The sequence below is a fragment of the Caballeronia sp. SBC1 genome (assembly GCF_011493005.1).
GTDB lineage: Bacteria > Pseudomonadota > Gammaproteobacteria > Burkholderiales > Burkholderiaceae > Caballeronia.
Genome location: NZ_CP049156.1, coordinates 1,127,692 through 1,150,183, shown reverse-complemented (window position 1 = coordinate 1,150,183; position 22,492 = coordinate 1,127,692). Strand labels below are relative to the sequence as shown.

Genomic DNA, 22,492 nt, shown 5'->3' with positions numbered 1-22,492 from the left:
GGCATTCGCCGAAGCGTGAAAGCGTCAAATGTCGGCTTCAACTTCGTTGCCCTTCTCCTCCAGCCAACTGCGCCGCGACGCCGCTTCGCCCTTGCCCATCAGCATTGTCATACGTGTGACCGTGTCGTCAAACCCGAGATCACCGACTTGAACCGGCAGCAGGCGGCGCGTGTCCGGGTTCATCGTGGTGTCCCACAACTGCTCCGCGCTCATCTCGCCCAGCCCCTTGAAACGGCTGATCGACCATTGCGTCTCGCGCACGCCGTCCTTCCTCAGCTTGTCCAGAATCGCCTCGAGCTCACCTTCATCGAGTGCGTAGAGCTTTTGCGCCGGCTTCTTTCCACGCGCGGGGGCATCGACGCGAAACAGCGGCGGCCGCGCGATGCAAACATTGCCCTGCTCGATCAGTTGCGGGAAATGCTTGAAGAACAGCGTGAGCAGCAGAACCTGGATGTGCGAGCCGTCCACGTCCGCGTCCGACAAGATGCAGATCTTGCCGTAACGCAGATTCGAGAGATCGGCCTTCTGGTCAAGGCTGTCCGGACCGTGCGGGTCCACGCCGATCGCCACCGCGATGTCGTGCACTTCGTTGTTCGCGAACAACCTGTCGCGCTCGGTTTCCCACGTGTTCAGCACTTTGCCGCGCAACGGCAGGATGGCCTGGAATTCCTTGTCGCGGCCCATCTTCGCCGAGCCGCCTGCCGAATCGCCCTCGACCAGGAAGAGTTCGTTGCGCGAGACATCCGTCGATTCACAATCGGTCAGCTTGCCGGGCAGCACGGCCACGCCCGAGCTCTTGCGCTTTTCGATCTTCTGCCCGGCGCGCGTACGCGCCTGGGCTTGCCGGATCACCAGTTCCGCGAGTTTCTTGCCATACTCCACGTGCTGGTTCAACCACAGCTCAAGCGCGGGCCGCGTAAACGACGACACGAGTTTCACCGCGTCACGGCTATTGAGGCGCTCCTTGATCTGCCCTTGAAACTGCGGATCCAGCACCTTCGCCGACAACACGAACGACACCCGGGCGAACACGTCTTCCGCAAGCAGCTTCACGCCCTTGGGCTGAAGGTTATGCAGTTCGACAAAGCTCTTGACCGCCTGAAACAGTCCGTCGCGCAAGCCCGATTCATGCGTGCCGCCCGCGGGCGTCGGGATCAGGTTGACGTACGACTCGCGCAACAACGGGCCTTCTTCGCTCCATGCAACAACCCACGTTGCGCCCTCGCCTTCGGCGAAGGTTTCCTCATTCGACTTCGCATTGCCCGCGAACCGCTCGCCTTCGAACAAGGGGATAAGCAAGTCGCTGCCGCCCATGCCTTCGAGCAGGTAACCGCGCAACCCGTCTTCGTATTTCCAGCTTTGGCGTTCGCCGGTCTTTTCGTTGATGAGCACGACTTCCACGCCCGGCAGCAACACCGCCTTCGAGCGCAAGAGCCGCTGCAATTCACCCACCGGCAGGTTCGGTGAATCGAAATATTTCGGATTGGCCCAGGCAGTGACACGCGTCCCTGACTTCTTTTCACCGCGATTCATTGCCCGGGTTTCGAGCGGCTTCACCACGTCGCCATTCGAAAAACCGAGATCCGCGACCTTGCCGTCACGCCACACGGTCACATCCATCCGTGTAGACAGCGCGTTCGTGACCGAGACACCCACGCCGTGCAGGCCACCCGAAAAGGTATACGCACCACCGGCGGCCTTGTCGAACTTGCCGCCCGCGTGCAGGCGCGTGAACACGATCTCGACGACCGGCACGCCTTCTTCCGGATGCATGCCGAACGGGATGCCGCGTCCATCGTCTTCGACAGACACCGAATGATCAACGTGCAGCGTGACCGTGATCTGCTTGCCGTAGCCGCCGAGCGCCTCGTCGGAGGCGTTGTCGATGACTTCCTGAATGATGTGCAGCGGATTTTCGGTGCGGGTGTACATGCCGGGCCGTTGCTTGACCGGCTCGAGACCCTTGAGCACCTTGATCGATGCTTCGCTGTATCCGCTGTTCTTGCCGCTGTCGGCGGCGCTGGGTTTTTTCGTGGACATGTCTGGACGTGGGTCCGGTTGTCTGGGCAGCCACAGCCTGACGGCAGCGGTCGCCCGGACAACCGGCGAATGCGTGAACATAGCGGGCCAACCCGGCCAACCGCGCCTGAGCCGGCCGCGCCGGATTGCGCGTTATTAACTCGAAACCGCGACGGCCTCTCGCTTGACTGTAGCGTTTCACTTCAAGGTGTCACCACGGTGTAACCGCAGCGATCCCTCCGCTAGGCCGTGCGCCCGAAAACGCGACGTATTTTACTGTTTCCGACAATTTTTTCGATATGGGGAAGACGCCGGTCCTGAGGGCCGACCTACTTGCGCTTGGCTTCCAGTTCTTCCCAGCGCTCGAGCGCGACCAGCAATTCCTCGTCGATAGCTGCATGCCGTTCACTCAGCCGCGTGCCTTCTTTCGGATCTTTCGCGAACACTGAACCGTCTTCGAGCTTTGCCGCAATCGACTTTTGCTCGGCTTCTAGTGCGGCGATCTGCGCGGGCAGCGCTTCCAGCTCCCGCACTTCCTTGTACGGCAGCTTGTTCGAGCGCTGCGAATTGCGACCGGCACCGCTGTCTTTCGGGCCGTCTTCCTTCTTCGCTTGCTTGGCCGTGTCACGGGCGGCGTCGAGAGCGATTCGCTCGGAACGTTCGCGCTGGATCTGCCAGTCGGTGAACCCGCCCACATACTCGCGCCACATGCCGCCGCCTTCCGACGCAAACACCGAAGTCACGACGTTGTCCAGGAACTGGCGGTCGTGGCTCACCAGCAGCACGGTGCCGTCGTAATCGGTAAGCAGTTCTTCCAGCAGTTCGAGCGTCTGGATATCCAGGTCGTTGGTCGGCTCGTCCAGGACCAGCACGTTCGCGGGTCGCGCGAACAAACGCGCGAGCAGCAGCCGGTTGCGTTCCCCGCCCGACAGCGAACGCACAGGCGAACGCGCGCGCTCCGGTGCGAACAGGAAGTCACCGAGATAACTCATGACGTGCTTCTTCACGCCGTTCACTTCGACCCATTCACTGCCTGGGCTGATGGTGTCGGCGAGTGTCTTGTCGAGGTCGAGCTGCGCGCGCATCTGGTCGAAATACGCCACCTGCGTATTCGTGCCGGTGCGCACCGTGCCTTCATCCGGTGCGAGTTCGCCCAGGATCATCTTGAGCAGCGTGGTCTTGCCCGCGCCGTTCGGACCGATGAACCCGAACTTGTCGCCGCGCATGACGGTCGCGGTGAAGTTGTCGACAATCGTTCGATCGCCGTATTTCTTCGTCACGTCGGTCAGTTCCGAGACGATCTTGCCCGAGCGCTCGCCCTGCCCGACATCAAGCTTCACGTTGCCCTGTACGTTGCGGCGTTCGGCGCGCTCGTTGCGCATTTCCACCAGCCGCGCGATACGTCCAACGCTGCGTGTACGCCGCGCCTCCACGCCCTTGCGAATCCACACTTCTTCCTGCGCCAGCAGCTTGTCGAACTTGGCCGCTTCGACCTGTTCAATCTCAAGCTGCTGCGCCTTGCGCGTCTGGTACGCCGTGTAGTTACCCGGATACGACAGCAAGCGTCCGCGATCCAGATCCACGATGCGGGTAGCCACCTTGTCGAGGAAGGCCCGGTCATGGGTAATGAACAGCAAACCGGTGCGCAACGTGACCAGCATCTCTTCCAGCCAGCGAATACCGTCGAAGTCGAGGTGGTTGGTCGGCTCGTCCAGAAGCAGCACGTCCGGTTGCACAACCAGCGCACGAGCCAGCGCCACGCGCTTTTTCATGCCACCCGAGAGCGCGCCCGAACGAATGTCGCCGTCCAGCCCGATCTGCTGCAGCGTGGTCGCCACGCGGGTTTGCCAGTTCCAGGCATCGTGCAGGTCGAGCGAGGACTGCAGCGCGTTCATGCTGTGCAGCAGCGCGTCGTGCTCGGGACCTTCGGGGGTATCGGCGAGTTTGTGCGCCACGACGTCATATTCGTCGAGCAATTCCCGTTCATGGGACAAGCCCGACGCGACGACGTCGAACACCGACGCCTCCAGATCGAACTCGGGTTCCTGCGGCACGTACACGGTGGTGAGTTCGTTTTGGCGCGTGATGAGGCCGTCGTCAGGCTTGGTGAGCCCGGCGATGATCTTCAGCAGCGACGACTTGCCCGCGCCGTTACGGCCGATCAGGCCGACGCGTTCGCCCGCTTCGAGTGAAAAGTCAGCGTGATCGAGCAACGCAACATGGCCGAACGCGAGTTGGGCGTTCGAAATGGAATAAAGCGACATGGGAGGCAGCCGGAAAAGTGCAGATACTGGAAGCGGCCATTGTACCGGTCTTGACCGGCGCGCTTGGAGGCCCTATGCCATCAGGACAAGGCGAAGTGCCTGATAAGGTACAAAAAAAACGCGGCCACGCCGCGTTTTTGAGATTAGCGCCATGACCAGAGCGGCCCGGCGCCGACCGGTGAAACCGGCACCCAAGCGTTATTTCACATGGATTTTGATCGTCTGGCTCATTTCCGGTCCAAACGACTGATGTGCACCGTCGCCGAATTGCAGGGTCAGCGTGTGATCGCCCGGGGGCAGTGCCACGTCCGCTTCCGTCTGCATCTTGCCGAAATGCAGCGATTTATCGTTCATTGGAATCACGAGACCCCTTTGCATCGGGCCTGCGTCGATCAGCAAATGGTGGTGGCCCTTTTGCGGGTCTTTGTCGCCGGCCGGCGCGAGCTCCATGCCTTCCAGGCCGAAGACCATATGCACCGGGCTTGTGACGGTTGCGCCGTCTTTCGGTTCGACGAAAAACACCCGGGCTTGTTGCGCGTGTACGGCAACGGCCAGAAGGAAAACGCTCGACAACACCGCTCCCGACAACAGTTTCTTGAACATCATTTTTTTGCTCCCAGAAGAATGCGGCTGCCGGACCAACGATCCAGGCAGGCCAAAACGGTTTCGTGCGACACGCGTGGCGTGATCGACGCAGCATGACCTACCGGACGACACGCAAGGGACTCAAAAACCGCCGGGGAGAGGATACACCGAGCATAAGAAATCACGCAGATCCGTGCTTCTGCCCTGCCCCGGGGCTACTCCACTTCGATGAACAGATTGTGACATTCCGGTACTATGCGGGTCGCCGAATGTTTCGGCAGCCGCGCGCGGCACCACCCGGAATACGAATTTGCGGGCACACGCCGCCGCGTGAAATATTTAACGATGTTTTGTCGAACGAGAAGAAAGAGTCTGTCGTGAGTGAAGTTTTAGAATATAAAAGCTGGGTTTGCCTGATTTGTGGCTGGATATACAATGAAGAAGACGGCCTGCCAGAAGACGGCATTGCGGCTGGAACCCGTTTCGCCGATATCCCGGACACGTGGCGTTGTCCATTGTGCGACGTCGGCAAAGACGATTTCGTGGCAGTCGAGTTCTGATCCGGCTGCAGGAATCGTCGTTTCAGCCCGATTGCGCGCCGTTCAGCGCGCGACCACAATCAGCTCCCTGCTCGCGGCCGACACCGCCTGCCCATCCCAGTCGCCCTGCCACGTGAGGTGGCGGAACCCTGCGGCCTCGAGCTGCCCGGTGAGTTCGTCCCGAGTGCGAAAGCGCAGTTCGCTCGTGGACGTCAGCGTCTCGTCTATCGCCTTGAATCGATAATACGTGTTGAAGCGAATGCCCGACTCCGGGCTGCCGATCACATCGTCCTGCCACACCTCCACCTCGCCGATCCGCTCCACGTCGATCAGCCTGAGTGATCGCGCGGGCGTCCAGGATTCCCACGCCCGCGCGGTCGGGTTGCGGCTCTCGAACGCCAGGGTCCCGCCGTCGCGCAGCGCGTAGCGGGCGGCTTTGAGCGTATTGAAGAACGCGGTGTCGTCGAGGAAAACCTGCGCGACGTGGCCCGTCATCACCAGCAGATCGGCGGGCGGCAGCAAGGCGAGCGCGCGAGCATCGCCTTCAATCCACTGAACGCGATCGCCGTTCGGCCTATGCCGCGCCACATGCAACATCTCAGGCGCGGGATCGACCGCAATCACGCGATGCCCCCGCGACGCCAGTTCACACGCGAGCAACCCCGTTCCGCAACCGAGATCGATGACGCGCTGCATGCCTGCGGCCAGCGTCAGGTAGAAGCCGGTATCGGTGGCGAAGGGATTCAGGGTGTCGTACAGCGCGACGAGGCGCGGGTCCGTGTAGAGCGTGGATGGCATCGGAGAAATTGGGTAGGCGGTTAAACGTCAGTCGCTTTGCGTTTCAGCGGCTGAGGTAAGCAAGGGCGTCGCGCATGGGCTGGCTCGGCACGAGGATCGAACCCGTGAACGGCGTGTCGAGGTCGAGGATCACGAGCACCGTGGACGCTATCGATAACGCGCCGAGCGTGATGGTAACCAGTGCCAGTGCGTTACGCGGTGCGATCAGGCCAAAGCAAAGGAAGATGATCAGCAGCCAGAAGACGAGAATCCGGTCGAACGGCGACGAAGCTGAACCACGCGCTTCCTCCACTATTTTCCAGCGTTGCTGGATCAGCCGGTCAAACCGGCCAAGCGCTTCTTCAGCGAGCTTCTGGTGGAACTGATCAGGCGGCTGTAGCTCGCGTGTGTACCGTTGCGCCCGTTCAAGCATGGCGCCCAGTATGCGGCTGTCAAGATTATCGGTGCCGTAGCTCGGCAGAGTTTTCTGATAGTAGTCGCCGGGAGGCGGTCGTTCCTGCGCCCAGGTGGACGCGATCGCGGCCGCCGTGTAGGCCCGCAGGAGCCGGCGGGGAGCGTCGGCATCCGGGCCGTACTCGCGCAAGCTGTTGTCGAGCTGGATCAGCGCAGCGGCATAGGTACGGATGTCGTTAGTGGTGTTATCGAATACCGTTTTCGACGATGCCGTCAGCAAACCCAGCACGAGCGCCGCGAACGTGACCAGCATGCCGACCACCAGTTTCAGCAATTGCACGGTCTCATGCGCCTTGTGTTCCTCAGGCAGCAGCGGGCGCACGAACACGCCAAGCCCGGTGGCCGCGAGCAGGCACAAGAACACGACGACAGAGGTTTCGAGTTCGGTCATGGCGAGGGCTGGAGGACATTTGTATTATCGGATGAAGTGGCGGGTTATTCCAGACGAGAAGGTTTCTGCAGCGGTGATTCGCGCGATCAAGTCGCCCCCTTGATGGAGGGGCGACCATAATCCGCAGTTGTGCTTGTTAATCGACGGGTCAGAGATCATGGAAAAGACGAAATACCGGGTGGCTGCGTTTGCCCTGACGGCCAGCAGTTGCGCGTTGGCCAATGTCGTCGCCGATAACGTCATCCGAAGCGCAGCGCCTGCGAACGACCGCGTCATGGGTAACCTAGTCCCGGCTGCCGCCAGCCTTGCGAGCAACTCGTGACCACTACATACAGCGCGCGAGAATACGGCATCGCTACGCATTTTTATCAATATTTGGTGCCAGAGCGTATTATCTCAACCGCGGGGGTTGTCGTTGAGCACCTTCGTGCAACGCGGGAACGAGAGTGCCAGGCGCTCAACCTATTTGGCTCGCGCGAATCTTTTCAGTCACATTGCCCACTGAAAACCTATGTTCAGTCCTGTCGCACTCTACGTTGTCGGAATTATGTCCGGCGCGATCAGCGTAGTCGTATTTGGCTCGCTGGTGCGGTCCGGGACACCCGGACTGTTTCGCTGGATCAGTGCAAACGTCCTGATTGTGGTTGCACTTGTCGCATTGGCTTTCAGTGGCACTTCACCGGCACCGCTCGCCGTCGTGATCGTAAGTTCCCTATTCGCCGGTGGTGCATTTCTTGTACTGCAAGGTTGCCGATTATTCTTCGGCCTTCAACCTTCGCGGCTTCATGAGGTCGTGGCATTCGTGCTGCTGGTGGTGGGCATTGTTCACTGGAGCTATTTCTCGCCGAACGCGGGTGCTCGGATTGTTCTGATGTCCAGCTTCCTCGCCTATGTTCGCCTGATGGTGGCCTGGACCACCTATACCAAGAGGCCGCCGCATCGACCGGGGTATAGCTATCAATTCGTCGCGATTGTCGCTGCGCTCGGCGGCCTCGTTCATATTGCTCGTGGGCTCGCCGCTGGCCTCGGCTGGGAACATCACACACGGTTTCTCGATCCAACGCCATTGACTATCGCGTTTCTCGGGCTTGGCATCATCACCCTGCCATGTCTCTCGATCGGCGCGCTCATGCTTACCTATGACCGCATGGCGGAGAAAATGGAGCGCCTCGCGGCTATCGACGAGTTGACCGGTGCCCTCGTGCGGCGCGAGTTCATGGCTCAGGCCGAGTTGCAGCTGGAGTGTGCCAACCGTGCGAGATCCCGGTTTGCGGTTGCAATCCTGGACATCGACAACTTCAAAGCAGTCAATGATGCTCACGGCCACGCGGCAGGCGACCGCGCGCTCGCTCACTTTTCTTCGATTGTGTCGCAGGGCATCCGGCGAGGCGATATTTTCGGACGGCTTGGCGGGGAAGAGTTTGCAATATTGTTCCCTGAAACAACCAGGGCGGACGCGCTCACGTTGGTGAACAGTTTGCGTCTGCATCTGGCCGCCTCTTCGCTCACCGTCCCTTGCGGAGAAGTGACATGCACGTTCAGTGCTGGCGTAGATGAATATCAAGCCAACGAAATGCTGGCAAACCTGATGGCGCGAGCCGACGCAGCGCTCTACTCGGCCAAGGCCATGGGCCGAAATCGCGTCGTCTCCGCGGTCTCGACTGGCGACGAGGCAGTCGGCGCCACGAAAGACGCACCGAAACCGACTTGAGCGAAGGAGCAGTGCGAGGCTTCGCCCTTCGCAGTAGCTGAGACAGTAGCTGAGATCGTGAGGTCTTTAAGGTTACTATCAAATTTTCGACTGACCACGAATTCAAGGCTAATAGCCTGCGCCGGTTTTTGCGACGTAGCACCTTTTGATTACATTTCCACTACGGCATGTGGACCTGCATGTGGACCTGACACAATGAAATCTGAAGAGTGCGGACACATCCGTGATCTGAGCGAGGGACAGCGTTTCCAACTGCTCGTCACGAGTATCACCGATTACGCCATCTACATGCTGGACCCAGAAGGGTTTGTCAGCAGCTGGAACGCCGGGGCGGAACGGTTCAAGGGTTATGCTGCGCACGAGATCATCGGCCAGCACTTCTCCGTGTTCTACACGGAAGAGGACCGGCGCTCGGGCAAACCGACCCGGGCGTTACAAACCGCTCGCGAACACGGAAAGTTCGAAGACGAGGGTTGGCGGGTGCGAAGAGACGGCACGCGGTTTTGGGCGAGCGTCGTGGTCGATCCCATCCGGGATCCCTCCGGCGAGTTGATCGGCTTCGCCAAGATCACGCGCGACATTACCGAGCGCAAAGCGGCCGAGGAGGCATTGCGCGAGAGTGAGGACAGGTTCCGCCTGCTCATCCAGAGCGTGACCGACTACGCGATCTACATGATCTCCCCGACGGGGGTGATCACGAACTGGAACGCTGGCGCGGAGCGCATCAAGGGCTACAAGCGAGAGGAGATAGTCGGTTTGAATTTCGCGGTCTTCTACACTGAAGAAGACCGGGCGAAAGGCATGCCTGCCAGGACGCTGGCAACGGCAGAAGCCGACGGGCGGTTTGAACAGGAAAGCTGGCGTGTGCGCAAAGACGGAACGCGATTCTGGGCGCACGTCGTTGTCGACGCAATCCGCGACGAAGCGGGAAAACTGCTGGGATTCGCCAAGGTCACGCGCGATATCACGGAACGAAAGCTGGCAGCGGAAGCGCTTGAGCGAGCCAATGCGGCACTTTTCCAATCGCAAAAGCTGGAGGCCATCGGCCAGCTCACCGGAGGGATCGCCCATGACTTCAATAACCTGCTGGCGGTCATCTCGAGAGTGTGGATGTGCTGACCACACGAGCGCAGAATTATGCCGATACCAAGCTGCTGGATGCCATGCGGCGCGCCGTCGAGCGTGGTGCGCTCATGACCCAGCAACTGCTTTCGTTCGCCCGTCAGCAACCGCTCATGGTCGAAAAATATGACCTGAACGCTGTAATCAGCAGTTTCGAACCCGTACTGCGCCGCGCGGGAAATTCCGCTATCGAGATGGAGATACAGCCAGCGCATGATGCCAAGACCGTTTTGCTGGATGCAGCCCGCTTCGAAGCAGCGTTGCTGAACCTGGTGGTCAACGCTCGCGATGCGATGCCCGATGGCGGAAAACTGAAGGTCAGCGTCGAAAACGCCCTGCTCGGTGCTGGGGAGGTCGGGAATCTGGCGCCGGGCTCTTATGTCCGCGTTTCTGTCTCCGATACTGGCTCCGGCATGCCGCCGGCGGTTGTGGCACGTGCGTTCGAGCCGTTCTTTACGACCAAGGACGTTGGCAAGGGCACGGGGCTGGGCCTGAGCCAGGTTTACGGATTCATCGCGCAATCCGGCGGCGACGTCGTGATCGACAGCGAAGAGGGTAAAGGTACAACCGTCAGCATGTACTTGCCTGCAGTTGTTGGCGCGCCAGACGAGAGGATTGGCACGACCAGCAATGGCGTGGATACAGTTCTTATTGTGGAAGATGAGCCGGACGTGCTGGACGCGGCGGGGCAGCTTTTTCGCAGCATAGGCTACGAGGTTGCGACGGCGACCAACGGCATCGACGCGATGGCGATCCTGGAGCGCCGTTCCGACATCGACATCCTGTTCACCGACGTAGTCATGCCGAAGGGCATGAGTGGTATTCAACTAGCGCGCCTGGCGCGCGAACTTCGTCCCGATCTCAAGGTGGTGCTGGCGTCGGGGTATCCGCTTCCCGCTTTGCGCGAGCAGTACGGACGTATCGACGATTTCGCCTTCGTCGTTAAACCGTACCTCCTGGCAGAACTCGCCAAAGCGCTCAGGGCTGCGGGCTAAGCATGTTGACTGCATTGCGCCCCTTGCCGATCGCGCTTTCCTCTTCACGAGCCCATGCCCGGGTTGCACCTTTCGTTTTAAACGTCTTTGATATACTCTGCCCGCTGCGCCGGATCCATGCTCGCCAGCGTTCATCGATGGGTAAGATTGGAGCCGTAGTCTTTGCCTGGAAATCGGTGAATAGCAAGATCGAGAAAGTTAGGGTTCACAGTGCGTCACGGCGCTTCATTTAGGAAGAAGCGAATCGGCCGAAAACGCAAGCTGGGTGAGGATAGAGCCTTGATCTACAAGGCCTCATTCCACCCATTGAAAATATCCATCTCCCCGTAGTTCAATGGATAGAACAAGTGCCTCCTAAGCGCTAGATGCAGGTTCGATTCCTGCCGGGGGGACCATCTCAGTTCCCATCGAATACTAAAAGCCCCGTAAGCCTTGCGCTGCGGGGCTTTTTTGTGTCGTTATCGTTTCGTGGCATTCCGACATTCGTTTTGACAACAACAACGCCGCCAACCTGCACGCATAAGCGACGTAGACCACTCTTCCCAATGCACGAACGCCCCGGAAAGCGCTACTCTTAGCGAGCCCTGTTTCGCTTCGCCGCGTGTCGATTCTTCTCCGGGACCCCACCATGGCCACGACCTTCACCGTTTTCAAGGCTCAGCTCAACATGCTGCTTCGCGATCAGCCGCGCGGCATGACCGCGGACCTGACCGATTTCGCAGTTGCCTATTGGGACGGACGTCAAGTGGTGGGCGCCTACTTGCGCGATGCTGGCCATGTCGATGAAGTGTTCGACCTGGACGAGAACGCTTTCGAGCAGTGGCGCGACGAGTTTGTCGCGTGGCTAGCCGATCCGCGCTTTACAGCACGGCCAGACCTGCTGGTGTAGACAGGGAAGAAAAGAAGAAGCCGCCGTTCGATGCTGTCGGATATCAGTGCGCTCTGCTGCTTACCGCGACTTAAAGTGCACCGGTCCAGAATTCGTCATCGAGTGCCTGGAAGAAAAACGTTTCCAGTGCGTCCTCCGACAAATCATCGATCGTAATGCCGCGCAAGCGGCAAAGCACGTGGAGTGTCTCATCGGCAGCAATGACGAGATTCCTGAATGCGGCGGCAGTGGGGTTGGTCGTGTTCATGCATTCGCTAACGGCCCCTACGAGCGAAACTTTAGATCCACATGCACGGTATTTTCGACTAACCGCTTCAAGCCGGACCATGGCACGCCGAGGTAATACGTCGTAAGCAATCTTCGCCTAACCGCCTCGCCCAAAAAAACACCTGACGTCTGTTGCAGTCGCCGTTACACCGGCACCAATACGATCCTTGAATTCACCCGCCAAGATAGGCGCCGCCGCCGAGTTCGTCTTCAAGCGCATTGAAAAAGAACTCACCCAATTGCGCATCCGACAAACTGTCGAGTGGAATATGCCTCAAGCGGCAAAGCAATTCCAACGCTTCGTCGGCGGCATTTAATGCGCTACGGGTATCGGTATAACCAAGTTTGTCGAGTTTCATGAGCGCAATAACGGCACGGGTCAAGCGGGCTTTAATGCCGCGCTGACAAGCTGAAAAACCACACCCTGCCATCCATGACAAATTCGCAGCGGGACATTCTGTTCCCGCAGTCCGTCCCAATCACCAGGGGCCGACGATGTCATCGCCAAGTGCATTGGAAAAGAACTCGCCAAGCTCATCATCGGAGAGCTCTTCAATATCAACCCCGCGCAGGCGGCAGATCAGTTCGAGCGTTTCGCCCGCAGCCCGGATGAGGGCGCGGGAGGCTTCGGGGGTGGGTTCTTTGGTGTCCATGCCAACACTAACGGCGCCGATACAAGGAACTTTAAGCGCGCATTACCCGTGCGTTAAGCAGCAACGCCAGGCACGCTCGTGAACAATGTCGAACCAGTAACCTGTCACTCAGGCTCAACCGGAAAGCGTCGGTTCAACTCACGCTTCGCCCAATGAAGCGCTTCGTTTTCGGCGACATTGCTGGTTGGCGCCATCTCGCCAGCGTTCGTCTTGAGCGGCAAGCTGCCCGCCTGCACGGACCAGTCCCAGCGAGTGCCGCGTTGTTCGACGAACACGTCGATGACATGTTCATTGTGCATATAACGCATGGCTTCTCCCGTTGGCAGGACGCGATCCTAGCATGGCGCGCGGCACGGCTCGCCGTCACGCTCGCCCTGAGGCTTCGTGCTGGTCGCACCAGTCGAGCGCCCATGCCCGCGCGCACGCGATGGCATCGCCGTCGTTATCGAACGCGTCGATGTCGCCTGACTCGTGCTTTTCCGCATGCGCGGCGTCCGCTGCCGGCATGCGGATCATGCGAGCCTGCGCGTAGTACAAGCCATCTTGATCGTGTCGTGAGCGACAGTCGATGTGAAAACCCTTGTAATCGAAACGCATCGGCGTATTCCTCGCAAAAATGTGAACGTTTGACCAGTACCGGCAGGTTCGCGCAAGACGCGTTCCGCGTGCGCATGCTGCCCAAGCGTTACTGGGAGGACGCATGGCCTCGTATTGGCCCCATCGGTCCCCACAAACTCGTTAAAATACGCCGACCTTTGTCGGGACGAACGGATAAGCAAGCGTAATTCAATACCCTCAATACCCGCCCCGTCCCGATCGAACGAGAAGATATCTCGTACTGGGTTAAATACCGTTTTAGATACCGTTTGCCCCTGCTCAATCTCGTCTGCCACGGATTCCGCTATGAAATTGCTTGCCGCCGTCGCCTTAAGCCTGTGTTTGTCGACCGCTCACGCCTCACAGGAAACCGATGCCTGCGATGCCCATCGCCAGACCCTCGAAAGGCAGATGGCTACCGCGCTGAACCAGGACAACTCGGCGCAACTCGACGCCTTGCAAGCCGAACTCGACAAGACCAACGCCGAATGCACGCCCGACGCGATCGCGCAAAAACGCGCAGACGCATTGAGACGCCACGAGAGTGCCGTGGCCGAAGCCAAGAATCGTTTGCGTGACTGGGAAGCGGAGTTGGCGCGCGCCCAGAAAAAGGGCACGGATCAGCTGAACATAGCGGCCTGGCAGCGCAAGGTGAACCGGGCGCGCACCGACCTGGACCGGGCGGTGGCGAGACCCATCCAGTGAACCGCTTATTGAGGGTTTGTGTTGACTAAGGGTTTGTACCGACCTGAAATTCGCTGAAGTTTTTTTCACCGCTGCCGTTAGACATTCATGGACTCGCTCATAGACATGAAACTCCAAGGTGCGCCCTCCGCGCTGTTGGCAGACCAGGAACTGACGCACCTCGAACTGGTGCTGCGCCGTTCACTGATCGACGACGCGTTGTGCCCCATCATGCCGCCCACCTACTGGCGCGAACGGCTTGCGCTGGTCGCGCGAAGCTCGCATCTGTCTCACACGCAGATCCAGACGGTTCATCGGCTGTATCTGCAGATTGACGCCTACGAAGCCGGCAGCCGGACGCTCCACACCGCGCCCGAACTCACCCCCGACCCAACGTCGCTGATTCCGCCCATGTCGCGCATGGTCCCGCAACTGGCCCAGGCCTATCCGCTCGGGAAAGACCGCTCGTAAAGAAGTCGCCCGGAGCTCGCGCAGACGCTCAGTGCCGGTGCCGAAGCCACCAGTCGCGTAACGTGCCGTAGCTTGCATGGCTACGGCGGCGCAGCATGCGATCGCGGAATTCGTCGCGCCATTCGTGCGCCAGCACCGCAATCGCGAGCGCGGCAAGCGCCGCGAGACCAACGAGGATATTCACTAAACCCTCCATGGCGCCCTCCATTCCGGTCGACTGCCATGATTCAAGCATAGGTCAAGCGCCCGGAATCGGGGCGCGGACGCGGATTTAATCCGCTCGAACAGCGCGGTCAAAATTTTTCCGCTTCGACGGCCGGCTCAATGGGCCCATGGATCAACGAGTCGACAAATCGATACGGGGCGCCGAACCACCGGCGCTCAACTTGAGCGTTGCATGAACCGCATGACGGCGTCGACAATCATCTCGCGATGCCGGGCCCGCGATCTCGCGCCGGATGGATCGCGCCCGAAAGCGACAGTGAACGTATGGCGGTTCGCGACGCGATGAAAACACAGCGAACTGATGAACAGATGCAGGTCGACAGGGTCGACGTCGCCACGAAATTGCCGCGCCGCGACGCCGCGCGCGATCAGGTCGGCCATCGTCTTCACCACGCTGGCGTTGCGCGCCCTGAACGCCTTCAACTGGCTCACATGTTTCGCGCCGTGAATGTTCTCGATCGTCACGAGGCGGACGAAATCGCGGTGTTTGTCGTGGAAGTCGAACGTGAACTCGACGAGTTCGCGCAAGCCTTCACGCGGGTCCATGGTATCGAGATGCAACGACTGCTCAAGCGCGCGGATCTTGCCGTAAGCCTCCTCGATGACCGCTTCGTACAACCCTTCCTTGCTGCCGAAGTAGTAATACAACATGCGCTTCGTTGTATTCGTGCGCTGCGCGATGGCGTCGACCCGCGCGCCGCTTAAACCCATCGCCGCGAACTCCTCGGTGGCGATGTCGATAATGTTTCGTTTGGTTTGTTCCGGGTCGTACTTTCGTTTGATGCCTGATGCCCCAACCGAACGAAGCGACCGAACCGGCGCTGCAACCTTGCTTGCCTTTTTCATCGTTTGTTGTGCAGAGCGCCCTAGGGTGAAAAGATTTAGCATGGGCTTTCGGGCGTAAATCGCAAGGGGATTCGTCACAAAAACCCTTGTATCAAGGGGTCCCGGCGGGGTTTCGCCTGGGTTTCGCCGGGGTTTCGCTATACTTCCGCAAGATTTTTGCAGACTCCTGTTGCGCGCCCCACAAGGAATCGAATGACTCACAAGCAAGCCCTGGCCCGCGTTGCGTCGGCCTTCAACTCCATGGTGAAGCCAACGCTGATTGCATGCGTCATTGCAGGTGGCGCGTGCGTCTTGCCACTGAACGCCAGCGCACAAAACGCGGCCGCCCAGCAGCCGTTTCCCGATCAGACACTGCCGCCTGGCCATCCCGCCGTGCAACCGCCGTCACCGCAAAGTCTCGCGGCCGAAGGCGTGCGCACGAGCGCCAACATCGCACGGGGAGCCGCCGACATCTGCCACATCGACCGCCTGAAGATCGACCGGTTCAAGGTGATGACGCGCAAGAGCTTCCCTGCCGCGCCCGATTTCGACGGCGAGTGGAATCTTGGCTACAAGGAAGCGCAGGCCACGGTCGATCGCTTCGCGGCGATGAAAATCAATAACCCCACCGAGTACGCAAAGGAGACCGGCGAGGCTTGCCCGGCGCTGACCCAAGGTATCGACGAAGTGACGAAGTGATGAAGTTGATCAGCGCTTAGCCGGGCGTGCCGTAATGCGCACGCTTTTCGGCGTACATGGAGGCGTCGGCACGTTGCAGCATGACTTCCAGCCGCTCGCCGTCCTGCGCGGTGGCCGCGCCCATCGCAAAACTCAGGGGCATGCCTGAATAGAACTGGTTGTTGACCTCGAGCAGTTGCCGGATGCTGTCGATCACCGCGGCGCCGCCGCGTTCATCCACGCCGGGCAGGAGCAGCACGAACTCGTCGCCGCCAATGCGCGCAGCGTGGCTCGGCTTTTCCACTGCCTTGCCGAGCACTTCGCCCGCGCGGCGCAGTAACGCGTCGCCGGCAGCGTGGCCGAGTTGATCGTTGACGGCCTTAAGACCGTTCACGTCGACCGCCACGGCTGTCACCGGGAACGGGCCTTTGCGCTCCAGCCGATTCATTTCATCGATGTAAAACGAGCGGTTCTTGAGTTTCGTCAGCGCGTCGTGCTTGCCGAGAAACTCCAGGTACGCCTCCGCTTTCTTGCGCGCGGTGATGTCGGTGAGCGCGACGAGAACGAGATCCCAGTCGGCTTCGTGGCCGGGAAACACCGAGAATTGCAGATGCACATGCAACTGCTGCCCTTCCAGCGAATAGTTGACGACCTCGCGCTGATGGAACAGGCGGTTCTCCCATAGATCGATAAGCTGTTCCTGGAAATGGCTCACCATCTCGTCACGAAAAACATCGCCCAGACGCGAGAGCAAGGCGGCTTTGTCCTGTGCGCCGAACATGGTCAGCGTGTGCTGATTCACGTCGAGCACGTGAATTTCCTGCATGCAGCGCTCGATGAATTCCGGATGAACATTCGTGAACGTCCGGAAGTCGACAATTCCGCGTTCACGTATATCGTCCAGCAGCGCCTTCACTGAGCTGAAGTTTTCGACCCACAACGAAACGGGCGAATGCTCGAACAGGCCGCGCGCATAAAGCTCGCTCAGCGCGGCCTTGCGGCGCACATCTTCCAGCTCCGTAATGTCTTCCACGGTCACCAGCACGCGGTCCCAGGTGGCTTCATGGCCGGGCAGGATCACGGCTTTCAGCAATACGTCGAGCCGCTTGCCGTCGAGTGAGTAGTTCACGGTCTTGCTCACGAACGTCGATTTGCCGGACCATAGCTGTTCGAGTTCGTCTGCGTGGGTGAGCAGCATGTCGTCGCGGAAAACGGCGCCCAGGTTAAGCACAAGATGGTCGATATCCTTCGCGCCGAACAGCGTCAGCGTGCGCCGGTTGACCTTGATCAGCCGGATGCGCGACGAGCATTCGGCAATCCGCATCAGGTCCTCAAGCAGAAAAGTGCGCAGGTCGACAATGCCCTGCGCGCGCCAGCCTTCGAACACCTCGCGCACGGCGCTAAAGTCTTCGAGCCACAGCGAAACGGGCGCGAGGTCGAACATATCGGCATCGTCCGTTAGCGGGTTCAATCCAGCCGTCGATGCAGCCGTCGATGCCGTCGCCACACTCTGCAAAACGCGCCCCTGGTTGTTCGGCATGTCCATCCTTTTCCGATGATCGAGCTTGATATGGTCCGGTTCCGCCATTTTATGCGCAGACGTGGCGGAAGAAAGCTGGAAGGAAATAAACCAAAGGGACGCACACGCCGCGGCCTTGAGCAACAATGAGGGACTTCAGGTACGGTTGCTGCACGAAGGCGTTGAGCGGCCGCACGCGTTGCGGCCTCCACACGCCCGGGCGAATGGCTGAACGCCGGCCAGGCGCCGGGATATCAAACCTCTTTAAACCCCGTCAAAGGAGACACGTTCCCATGGCTGACTTTCGCATCTGGTCCGATGAATTCGCGGCCAACGGACATCTTTCTAAGCATCATGAGTTCGATCAGCAAGCATTCGGCGTTGACGGCGAAAACATCTCGCCCGCGCTGCAATGGGACGGCGTGCCGTCCGAAGCCAAGAGCCTCGCGCTCACCGTCTACGACCCCGACGCGCCCACTGGCAGCGGCTTCTGGCACTGGATCGTGGTGAACATTCCGGTCGATACCCGCTCGCTGCCGCAGAATGCCGGCAAGGCCGACGGCAGCCTGCTGCCTGCCGGCGCGCTACAAATGCGCAATGACTACGGCACGGTTGGTTTCGGCGGCGCAGCGCCACCGCGCGGCGACAAACCTCACCGGTACATTTTCCGGATTCACGCGCTGAAGGCGGATCACCTGTCGCTCGATGTCTCGGCGACCAACGCAGTCGCCCGTTTCATGGTGCATCTGAATGAAATCGATTCGGCTACCTATACGGGGCTGTATCAGTTGAAGTAAGCAGGTGAAATAAGCGCCGGACCTGGGTCGCGCGCGTCGGCTTGCACGTCGTCGCGCGGCCTTGAGCGTCTTGAAGTAAACCGTCTGAAAGGCGCGAGCCTTACACTTCGCCGCTCCCCTCCCGCTCCCCTCCTTTCCCCGACCGATGGACGCAGAACAAGGCCTTCCTATTCCCCAGCGCTATTGGGCCATCCTGGTCGTGGCGCTCGGCATTACGCTCGCAGTACTCGACGGCGCCATCGCCAACGTCGCACTTCCCACCATCGCCCGCAACCTGAACGCCAGTCCCGCCGACTCGATCTGGGTGGTCAACGCGTATCAGCTTGCCATCACGGTCTCGCTGCTGCCGCTCGCCTCGCTCGGCGACCGGATCGGCTACCGGCGGGTGTACATGTCGGGACTCGCGCTGTTCACCATCGCGTCGTTCGGCTGCGCGCTTTCCGGATCGCTGACGTCGCTCGCCATTGCACGGGTGATACAAGGGTTCGGCGCAGCGGGCATCATGAGCGTCAACACGGCCCTGGTGCGCATGATCTATCCCAACGAGCATCTGGGCCGCGGCGTCAGCATCAACGCCTCCGTGGTGGCGATCTCGTCGGTTATCGGACCTACGGTTGCTTCCGGCGTTCTCTCGATTGCACCCTGGCCGTGGCTCTTTGCGATCAACGTGCCGATTGGCATCGCCGCGTACGCCGTCGGCTGGAAAGCGTTGCCGCGCACGCCGGGACACCGGCAACCCTACGACTACCTCAGCGCGCTGATGAACGCGGCGGTGTTCGGCCTCGCGATTACCGCCGTCGATGGGCTCGGCCACGGCGAACATCTTCTGTACGTGCTCGCCGAGTTTCTCGGTGCCGGCTTGATCGGATACTTTTTCGTGCGACGGCAACTGACGCAAACCGCGCCGCTTTTGCCTATCGATCTGCTGCGAATCCCGGTGTTCGCGCTCTCCATTGTCACGTCCTTCTGCTCGTTCACCGCGCAGATGCTGACCTTCGTCTCGCTGCCGTTCCTGCTGCAGAACACCTTTGGCATGAGCCAGGTACAGACTGGATTCCTGATGACGCCGTGGCCGCTGGTGATCGTATTCATCGCGCCACTCGCCGGCATGCTCTCCGACCGATATTCAGCGGGGGCGCTCGGCGGCATCGGGCTGGCGATCATGACGCTCGGCCTGCTCCTGCTCGCGACGACTGGAGCGCATCCCGCGCCCTTCGATATTGCGTGGCGCATGGCGCTGTGCGGCCTGGGCTTCGGTCTGTTCCAGTCGCCCAACAATCGCCAGATGCTGTCGTCGGCGCCGCGTCATCGCAGTGGTGGCGCAAGCGGCATGCTCGGCACCGCGCGACTCTCCGGACAAACGCTCGGTGCGGCGCTCGTCGCACTAATCTTCGGCATTGCGCCGCAGCACGGCACGACCATTACGCTGGTCGTCGCGGCGGGCTTTGGAGCCGCAGCGACCATGGTCAGCCTGATGCGCATTTCGCGCAGCAAGACGCCCGCGACCGCCTGACATTAGCCGATCCGCCAGCCCATCCGGTCCTGTCGTATAGCCTCGCATTACAGTCTTGTAGGCACACCCTTTGCTGAATTGAACAAACGTGGCTCCGTACACCAGAGCCGGTTCGTTCAATGCACCAAGGAGCTTATTTCATGGCTGATTCCCTCAATGGTTACAAGGTCGCGATTCTCGCTGTTGATGGATTTGAACAAGCCGAACTAGTCGAACCGCAAAAGGCGCTGACGGCAGCCGGCGCCCAAGTCCATGTGATCTCGCAAAAGCCGGGACAGATCCAGGGTTTCGTGCACACCGACAAGGGCGACAGGGTCAACGTCGACGCCACCTTCGACCAGACGCGCGCATCCGATTACGACGCAGTCGTATTGCCGGGCGGAGTGGTCAACGGCGATGCCATCCGCGTCGATGTGAACGCGCAAAACATCGTGAAGCAGTTCGATAAGGACGGCAAACCCATCGCCGTGATCTGCCACGGCGGCTGGCTGCCAATCTCAGCCGGCATTGTGTCTGGCCGCACGCTGACGAGCTGGCCGACGCTGCAGGACGATATCCGCAACGCCGGAGGTACATGGGTCGATGAAGAGGTGCACCGCGATCGAAATCTCATCACGAGCCGCAAGCCCGACGATCTCCCTGCGTTCAGCAAAGCCATCATTGAAGCGCTCAGCGAGCGAAAGAAAGGGGCTTGAGTGCCGGATTCCAGATTGCTCCCGAATGTTCCGGATTGCTGCCGATAGGCCACGGAGAACCGAATGAAAAAATCGATGCCGACGAATACTTGCCTGGGCTTGAACGCTTTGCATCCAGGGAGGACGCTACGATTGTCGCGGCGCAGCGCAGGCGCGATCGCTGCGCTCTTACTCAGTGCAAGTTTTGCTTCGATGAACGCAAGCGCGCAAAACGCCAATACGATGGCGCCTGCAAATTCGGGCTCGGACGCGCCGTTGACAGCCGCCGCCCCTTCCCAATCCAAATTGTCGCCGGCGGATCAGCAATTCGTGCAGGACGCAGGCACTGCGGGCGCAACCGAAATTGCGGCCAGCAAGCTGGCATTGACGAATTCGTCGGATGTGCAGGTCAAGAGCTTCGCGCAACGGATGATCGCGGATCACACGCGGCTTGCGCGCAACCTCGATATTGTTGCGAAGCGGCAAGGCATCACGGCGGCGCCAAGCGCGGATGCGTCGGTAACGGGAAGCCTGGAGTCATTGCATGGCGCGGATTTCGACAGGGCTTACATCGCACAAGTGGCTGTGGACGGGCATCGCAAAGCAGTCGCCGTCTTTAGCACCGAGAGCAAGAACGGCGGCAACACTCAGCTTAAGAACGTTGCCGCCCGCGCGCTGCCCATTATCAAGCATCACTATGCAATGGGGCAGGAACTCGCCAAACTGAAGGGCGTGACATCATGACGGCCGCCTCCGCTTCGCTCGCCTCAACCTTTCCGCAACCTCGGCCAGCCTATGAGGACTCGACCATGCATATCCAGTTTTCCGACGCTACGCCCACCTACGACGGCGACGATCTCGCGCTTCACTTCGTCGCGCTGATCGATGGCCAACCGGTGGTGTGTTCCATTTCTGCCGAAGCGCTCGAGGATCATTTCGGTGCTGCGTCCATCCGGGAGGACGACCTGCTCCCGGCGTTCGAGCGAGGGCGCGCGAGGATCCGCTCCGTGTGCGCCGAAGCGCTTGACAGCAATGGCGGAGAGAGCGTTGTATTACGTAGCGGACTGTTCCGCGTGGCGGGCATGGAGCCGGAATGACCGGCGTGTTCCATCCGTCATCGTTTCATTGACGCGGTTCATTGAAATAAAACGCTTCCCGGAGGTCCTCATGTCTCTGATCATTGCAGGACGGTTTCAAACCTTTCCTAAAGCCGAAGCCGCAGCCCAACGTCTTTTTTCGAACGGATTTCTCGAAGAAGATGTCACGCTCTTCTACGTTGCGCCGAGCGGACAGCACGCACGGCTCGAGACGGGCGGCGACCACTACGCGGACGCCGGTGCGAAGGAGGCTGGCAAGGGAGCGGGCAAAGGTGCCACGATCGGTGCGGTGATCGGCGCTATTGTCGGAGCGGGCATCTTCGTATTGACCAAGGCGCCTTGGCTGGCCGCCGTTCTTGCTGCCGGAGCAGGCGCCTATGTCGGGTCGCTGATTGGCGCCATGTCGCATGCAAAGTCCGGCAAACGCCCGGCCGCGGATTCAATCAGCTCCGAAAATCATGGCTCGGCTAACGCCCTCGACGCGAGGCATTCCGGCGTTGTGGTCGCGGTTCATGTTGGCCCGGAATTGCAGGCGCAAGTAGCCGCCATTCTTCGCGATGCAGGCGGTATTGAGGTCGAGCGTGCATCGGGCCAATGGCGCAATGGCCGCTGGGCCGACTTCGATCCGGTCAAGCCACCTGAGCCCGTTCGTGAATTCGCGGCACCGCGTGCGTAAGATCGGGAATTTCTAGCGCTTAGGGTAAATCAGGTCGCTTCTCAAGCGAC

Annotated in this window: 26 protein-coding genes, 1 tRNA gene and 1 pseudogene; 15 read left to right on the top strand and 13 right to left on the bottom strand. The window is 60.2% G+C overall.

The features are described 5' to 3' along the window. Window positions 1–24: 24 nt before the first annotated feature. The 3 genes from SBC1_RS05095 to SBC1_RS05085 all read right to left on the bottom strand — a co-directional run bounded on the left by SBC1_RS05095 (window position 25) and on the right by SBC1_RS05085 (window position 4,886). Window positions 25–2,040 (bottom strand): DNA topoisomerase IV subunit B, encoded by a 2,016-nt coding sequence (locus tag SBC1_RS05095; protein ID WP_165087992.1) that lies wholly within the window; start codon window positions 2,038–2,040, stop codon window positions 25–27. A 308-nt stretch (window positions 2,041–2,348) separates the two neighbouring features. Further along, window positions 2,349–4,283 carry an ATP-binding cassette domain-containing protein gene (locus SBC1_RS05090; RefSeq protein WP_165087988.1) on the bottom strand — a complete coding sequence of 645 codons (1,935 nt, stop codon included), beginning with the start codon at window positions 4,281–4,283 and terminating at the stop codon, window positions 2,349–2,351. A gap of 198 nt (window positions 4,284–4,481) precedes the next feature. Further along, complete coding sequence (locus SBC1_RS05085; protein ID WP_165093070.1) at window positions 4,482–4,886, bottom strand: DUF4399 domain-containing protein; 405 nt, start codon at window positions 4,884–4,886, stop codon at window positions 4,482–4,484. A 359-nt stretch (window positions 4,887–5,245) separates the two neighbouring features. Here SBC1_RS05085 and SBC1_RS05080 point away from each other — a divergent pair, with 359 nt between their 5' ends. Continuing rightward, a complete protein-coding gene (locus SBC1_RS05080) occupies window positions 5,246–5,428 on the top strand; it encodes a rubredoxin (protein WP_158936543.1) in 183 nt (60 codons plus the stop codon). 42 nt (window positions 5,429–5,470) lie between these two features. Here SBC1_RS05080 and SBC1_RS05075 read toward each other — a convergent pair whose 3' ends face one another. Together SBC1_RS05075 and SBC1_RS05070 are read right to left on the bottom strand one after the other, a co-directional pair. Further along, a complete protein-coding gene (locus SBC1_RS05075; RefSeq protein WP_165087984.1) occupies window positions 5,471–6,205 on the bottom strand; it encodes a bifunctional 2-polyprenyl-6-hydroxyphenol methylase/3-demethylubiquinol 3-O-methyltransferase UbiG in 735 nt (244 codons plus the stop codon). Between the two features lie 43 nt (window positions 6,206–6,248). Continuing rightward, window positions 6,249–7,049, bottom strand: coding sequence for a hypothetical protein (locus SBC1_RS05070; RefSeq protein ID WP_165087982.1), 801 nt, complete (start codon window positions 7,047–7,049; stop codon window positions 6,249–6,251). 157 nt (window positions 7,050–7,206) lie between these two features. Here SBC1_RS05070 and SBC1_RS05065 point away from each other — a divergent pair, with 157 nt between their 5' ends. The 5 genes and pseudogenes from SBC1_RS05065 (at window position 7,207) to SBC1_RS05045 (ending at window position 11,766) form a co-directional block, all read left to right on the top strand. After that, entirely contained in the window at window positions 7,207–7,371 is a 165-nt protein-coding gene (locus SBC1_RS05065) for a hypothetical protein (RefSeq protein ID WP_165087979.1), read from the top strand. Window positions 7,372–7,560: 189 nt separating this feature from the next. Continuing rightward, window positions 7,561–8,760: a GGDEF domain-containing protein gene (locus SBC1_RS05060; protein ID WP_165087975.1), complete on the top strand. Its 1,200-nt coding sequence runs from the start codon at window positions 7,561–7,563 to the stop codon at window positions 8,758–8,760. A gap of 195 nt (window positions 8,761–8,955) precedes the next feature. Next, window positions 8,956–10,877: pseudogene (locus tag SBC1_RS05055) on the top strand (PAS domain S-box protein). A gap of 320 nt (window positions 10,878–11,197) precedes the next feature. Beyond that, window positions 11,198–11,272 (top strand) — tRNA-Arg (locus tag SBC1_RS05050). Window positions 11,273–11,505: 233 nt separating this feature from the next. Continuing rightward, window positions 11,506–11,766 (top strand): hypothetical protein, encoded by a 261-nt coding sequence (locus SBC1_RS05045; RefSeq protein WP_165087972.1) that lies wholly within the window; start codon window positions 11,506–11,508, stop codon window positions 11,764–11,766. A gap of 70 nt (window positions 11,767–11,836) precedes the next feature. On the opposite strand, the gene SBC1_RS05040 is transcribed toward SBC1_RS05045, so the two are convergent. The 5 genes from SBC1_RS05040 to SBC1_RS05020 form a co-directional block, all read right to left on the bottom strand. Continuing rightward, the gene (locus SBC1_RS05040) at window positions 11,837–12,013 is read right to left on the bottom strand and encodes a hypothetical protein (RefSeq protein ID WP_165087968.1); all 177 of its coding nucleotides are present in this window, start codon (window positions 12,011–12,013) and stop codon (window positions 11,837–11,839) included. Between the two features lie 193 nt (window positions 12,014–12,206). Next, on the bottom strand, window positions 12,207–12,473 hold the full coding sequence (locus SBC1_RS05035) for a hypothetical protein (RefSeq protein ID WP_165987482.1): 267 nt from the start codon (window positions 12,471–12,473) through the stop codon (window positions 12,207–12,209). A 39-nt stretch (window positions 12,474–12,512) separates the two neighbouring features. Further along, a complete protein-coding gene (locus SBC1_RS05030) occupies window positions 12,513–12,686 on the bottom strand; it encodes a hypothetical protein (RefSeq protein WP_165087962.1) in 174 nt (57 codons plus the stop codon). A 104-nt stretch (window positions 12,687–12,790) separates the two neighbouring features. Then, window positions 12,791–12,994 carry a hypothetical protein gene (locus SBC1_RS05025; RefSeq protein WP_031361269.1) on the bottom strand — a complete coding sequence of 68 codons (204 nt, stop codon included), beginning with the start codon at window positions 12,992–12,994 and terminating at the stop codon, window positions 12,791–12,793. A gap of 55 nt (window positions 12,995–13,049) precedes the next feature. Next, entirely contained in the window at window positions 13,050–13,283 is a 234-nt protein-coding gene (locus SBC1_RS05020) for a hypothetical protein (protein ID WP_165087958.1), read from the bottom strand. A 306-nt stretch (window positions 13,284–13,589) separates the two neighbouring features. Between SBC1_RS05020 and SBC1_RS05015 the strand changes: the two genes are divergently transcribed. Beyond that, window positions 13,590–13,988, top strand: a complete 399-nt coding sequence (locus SBC1_RS05015; protein ID WP_165087954.1) for a DUF1090 family protein — start codon at window positions 13,590–13,592, stop codon at window positions 13,986–13,988. 105 nt (window positions 13,989–14,093) lie between these two features. After that, window positions 14,094–14,438 carry a hypothetical protein gene (locus SBC1_RS39750; RefSeq protein WP_241202025.1) on the top strand — a complete coding sequence of 115 codons (345 nt, stop codon included), beginning with the start codon at window positions 14,094–14,096 and terminating at the stop codon, window positions 14,436–14,438. Between the two features lie 28 nt (window positions 14,439–14,466). Here SBC1_RS39750 and SBC1_RS05005 read toward each other — a convergent pair whose 3' ends face one another. Further along, complete coding sequence (locus SBC1_RS05005; RefSeq protein WP_165087951.1) at window positions 14,467–14,622, bottom strand: hypothetical protein; 156 nt, start codon at window positions 14,620–14,622, stop codon at window positions 14,467–14,469. Between the two features lie 197 nt (window positions 14,623–14,819). Beyond that, entirely contained in the window at window positions 14,820–15,509 is a 690-nt protein-coding gene (locus SBC1_RS05000; RefSeq protein ID WP_165087947.1) for a TetR/AcrR family transcriptional regulator, read from the bottom strand. A gap of 192 nt (window positions 15,510–15,701) precedes the next feature. Between SBC1_RS05000 and SBC1_RS04995 the strand changes: the two genes are divergently transcribed. Beyond that, the gene (locus tag SBC1_RS04995) at window positions 15,702–16,187 is read left to right on the top strand and encodes a hypothetical protein (RefSeq protein ID WP_241202024.1); all 486 of its coding nucleotides are present in this window, start codon (window positions 15,702–15,704) and stop codon (window positions 16,185–16,187) included. A gap of 16 nt (window positions 16,188–16,203) precedes the next feature. Here the strand turns inward: SBC1_RS04995 and SBC1_RS04990 are convergent, their stop codons facing one another. Then, a complete protein-coding gene (locus tag SBC1_RS04990) occupies window positions 16,204–17,610 on the bottom strand; it encodes a sensor domain-containing diguanylate cyclase (RefSeq protein ID WP_243830279.1) in 1,407 nt (468 codons plus the stop codon). 368 nt (window positions 17,611–17,978) lie between these two features. Between SBC1_RS04990 and SBC1_RS04985 the strand changes: the two genes are divergently transcribed. The 6 genes from SBC1_RS04985 to SBC1_RS04960 all read left to right on the top strand — a co-directional run bounded on the left by SBC1_RS04985 (window position 17,979) and on the right by SBC1_RS04960 (window position 22,442). Further along, the gene (locus tag SBC1_RS04985) at window positions 17,979–18,482 is read left to right on the top strand and encodes a YbhB/YbcL family Raf kinase inhibitor-like protein (protein WP_165087939.1); all 504 of its coding nucleotides are present in this window, start codon (window positions 17,979–17,981) and stop codon (window positions 18,480–18,482) included. Window positions 18,483–18,627: 145 nt separating this feature from the next. Then, window positions 18,628–19,995 carry an MFS transporter gene (locus tag SBC1_RS04980; protein ID WP_165087934.1) on the top strand — a complete coding sequence of 456 codons (1,368 nt, stop codon included), beginning with the start codon at window positions 18,628–18,630 and terminating at the stop codon, window positions 19,993–19,995. A 140-nt stretch (window positions 19,996–20,135) separates the two neighbouring features. Further along, window positions 20,136–20,690 (top strand): type 1 glutamine amidotransferase domain-containing protein, encoded by a 555-nt coding sequence (locus SBC1_RS04975; RefSeq protein ID WP_165087930.1) that lies wholly within the window; start codon window positions 20,136–20,138, stop codon window positions 20,688–20,690. Between the two features lie 63 nt (window positions 20,691–20,753). Then, the gene (locus SBC1_RS04970) at window positions 20,754–21,413 is read left to right on the top strand and encodes a DUF4142 domain-containing protein (RefSeq protein ID WP_241202023.1); all 660 of its coding nucleotides are present in this window, start codon (window positions 20,754–20,756) and stop codon (window positions 21,411–21,413) included. A gap of 65 nt (window positions 21,414–21,478) precedes the next feature. Then, window positions 21,479–21,766, top strand: a complete 288-nt coding sequence (locus SBC1_RS04965) for a DUF1488 domain-containing protein (RefSeq protein WP_206366044.1) — start codon at window positions 21,479–21,481, stop codon at window positions 21,764–21,766. Between the two features lie 70 nt (window positions 21,767–21,836). Continuing rightward, on the top strand, window positions 21,837–22,442 hold the full coding sequence (locus SBC1_RS04960) for a hypothetical protein (protein WP_165087924.1): 606 nt from the start codon (window positions 21,837–21,839) through the stop codon (window positions 22,440–22,442). Window positions 22,443–22,492: the final 50 nt, after the last annotated feature.

Bases quoted from the DNA above. Each gene is read 5' to 3' on its own strand.
- SBC1_RS05095 (WP_165087992.1), bottom strand. From the start codon at position 2,040: ATGTCCACGAAAAAACCCAGCGCCGCCGACAGCGGCAAGAACAGCGGA.
- SBC1_RS05090 (WP_165087988.1), bottom strand. From the start codon at position 4,283: ATGTCGCTTTATTCCATTTCGAACGCCCAACTCGCGTTCGGCCATGTT.
- SBC1_RS05085 (WP_165093070.1), bottom strand. From the start codon at position 4,886: ATGTTCAAGAAACTGTTGTCGGGAGCGGTGTTGTCGAGCGTTTTCCTT.
- SBC1_RS05075 (WP_165087984.1), bottom strand. From the start codon at position 6,205: ATGCCATCCACGCTCTACACGGACCCGCGCCTCGTCGCGCTGTACGAC.
- SBC1_RS05070 (WP_165087982.1), bottom strand. From the start codon at position 7,049: ATGACCGAACTCGAAACCTCTGTCGTCGTGTTCTTGTGCCTGCTCGCG.
- SBC1_RS05065 (WP_165087979.1), top strand. From the start codon at position 7,207: ATGGAAAAGACGAAATACCGGGTGGCTGCGTTTGCCCTGACGGCCAGC.
- SBC1_RS05060 (WP_165087975.1), top strand. From the start codon at position 7,561: ATGTTCAGTCCTGTCGCACTCTACGTTGTCGGAATTATGTCCGGCGCG.
- SBC1_RS05045 (WP_165087972.1), top strand. From the start codon at position 11,506: ATGGCCACGACCTTCACCGTTTTCAAGGCTCAGCTCAACATGCTGCTT.
- SBC1_RS05040 (WP_165087968.1), bottom strand. From the start codon at position 12,013: ATGAACACGACCAACCCCACTGCCGCCGCATTCAGGAATCTCGTCATT.
- SBC1_RS05030 (WP_165087962.1), bottom strand. From the start codon at position 12,686: ATGGACACCAAAGAACCCACCCCCGAAGCCTCCCGCGCCCTCATCCGG.
- SBC1_RS05025 (WP_031361269.1), bottom strand. From the start codon at position 12,994: ATGCGTTATATGCACAATGAACATGTCATCGACGTGTTCGTCGAACAA.
- SBC1_RS05020 (WP_165087958.1), bottom strand. From the start codon at position 13,283: ATGCGTTTCGATTACAAGGGTTTTCACATCGACTGTCGCTCACGACAC.
- SBC1_RS05015 (WP_165087954.1), top strand. From the start codon at position 13,590: ATGAAATTGCTTGCCGCCGTCGCCTTAAGCCTGTGTTTGTCGACCGCT.
- SBC1_RS39750 (WP_241202025.1), top strand. From the start codon at position 14,094: ATGAAACTCCAAGGTGCGCCCTCCGCGCTGTTGGCAGACCAGGAACTG.
- SBC1_RS05000 (WP_165087947.1), bottom strand. From the start codon at position 15,509: ATGAAAAAGGCAAGCAAGGTTGCAGCGCCGGTTCGGTCGCTTCGTTCG.
- SBC1_RS04995 (WP_241202024.1), top strand. From the start codon at position 15,702: ATGACTCACAAGCAAGCCCTGGCCCGCGTTGCGTCGGCCTTCAACTCC.
- SBC1_RS04990 (WP_243830279.1), bottom strand. From the start codon at position 17,610: ATGTTCGACCTCGCGCCCGTTTCGCTGTGGCTCGAAGACTTTAGCGCC.
- SBC1_RS04985 (WP_165087939.1), top strand. From the start codon at position 17,979: ATGGCTGACTTTCGCATCTGGTCCGATGAATTCGCGGCCAACGGACAT.
- SBC1_RS04980 (WP_165087934.1), top strand. From the start codon at position 18,628: ATGGACGCAGAACAAGGCCTTCCTATTCCCCAGCGCTATTGGGCCATC.
- SBC1_RS04975 (WP_165087930.1), top strand. From the start codon at position 20,136: ATGGCTGATTCCCTCAATGGTTACAAGGTCGCGATTCTCGCTGTTGAT.
- SBC1_RS04970 (WP_241202023.1), top strand. From the start codon at position 20,754: ATGAAAAAATCGATGCCGACGAATACTTGCCTGGGCTTGAACGCTTTG.
- SBC1_RS04965 (WP_206366044.1), top strand. From the start codon at position 21,479: ATGCATATCCAGTTTTCCGACGCTACGCCCACCTACGACGGCGACGAT.
- SBC1_RS04960 (WP_165087924.1), top strand. From the start codon at position 21,837: ATGTCTCTGATCATTGCAGGACGGTTTCAAACCTTTCCTAAAGCCGAA.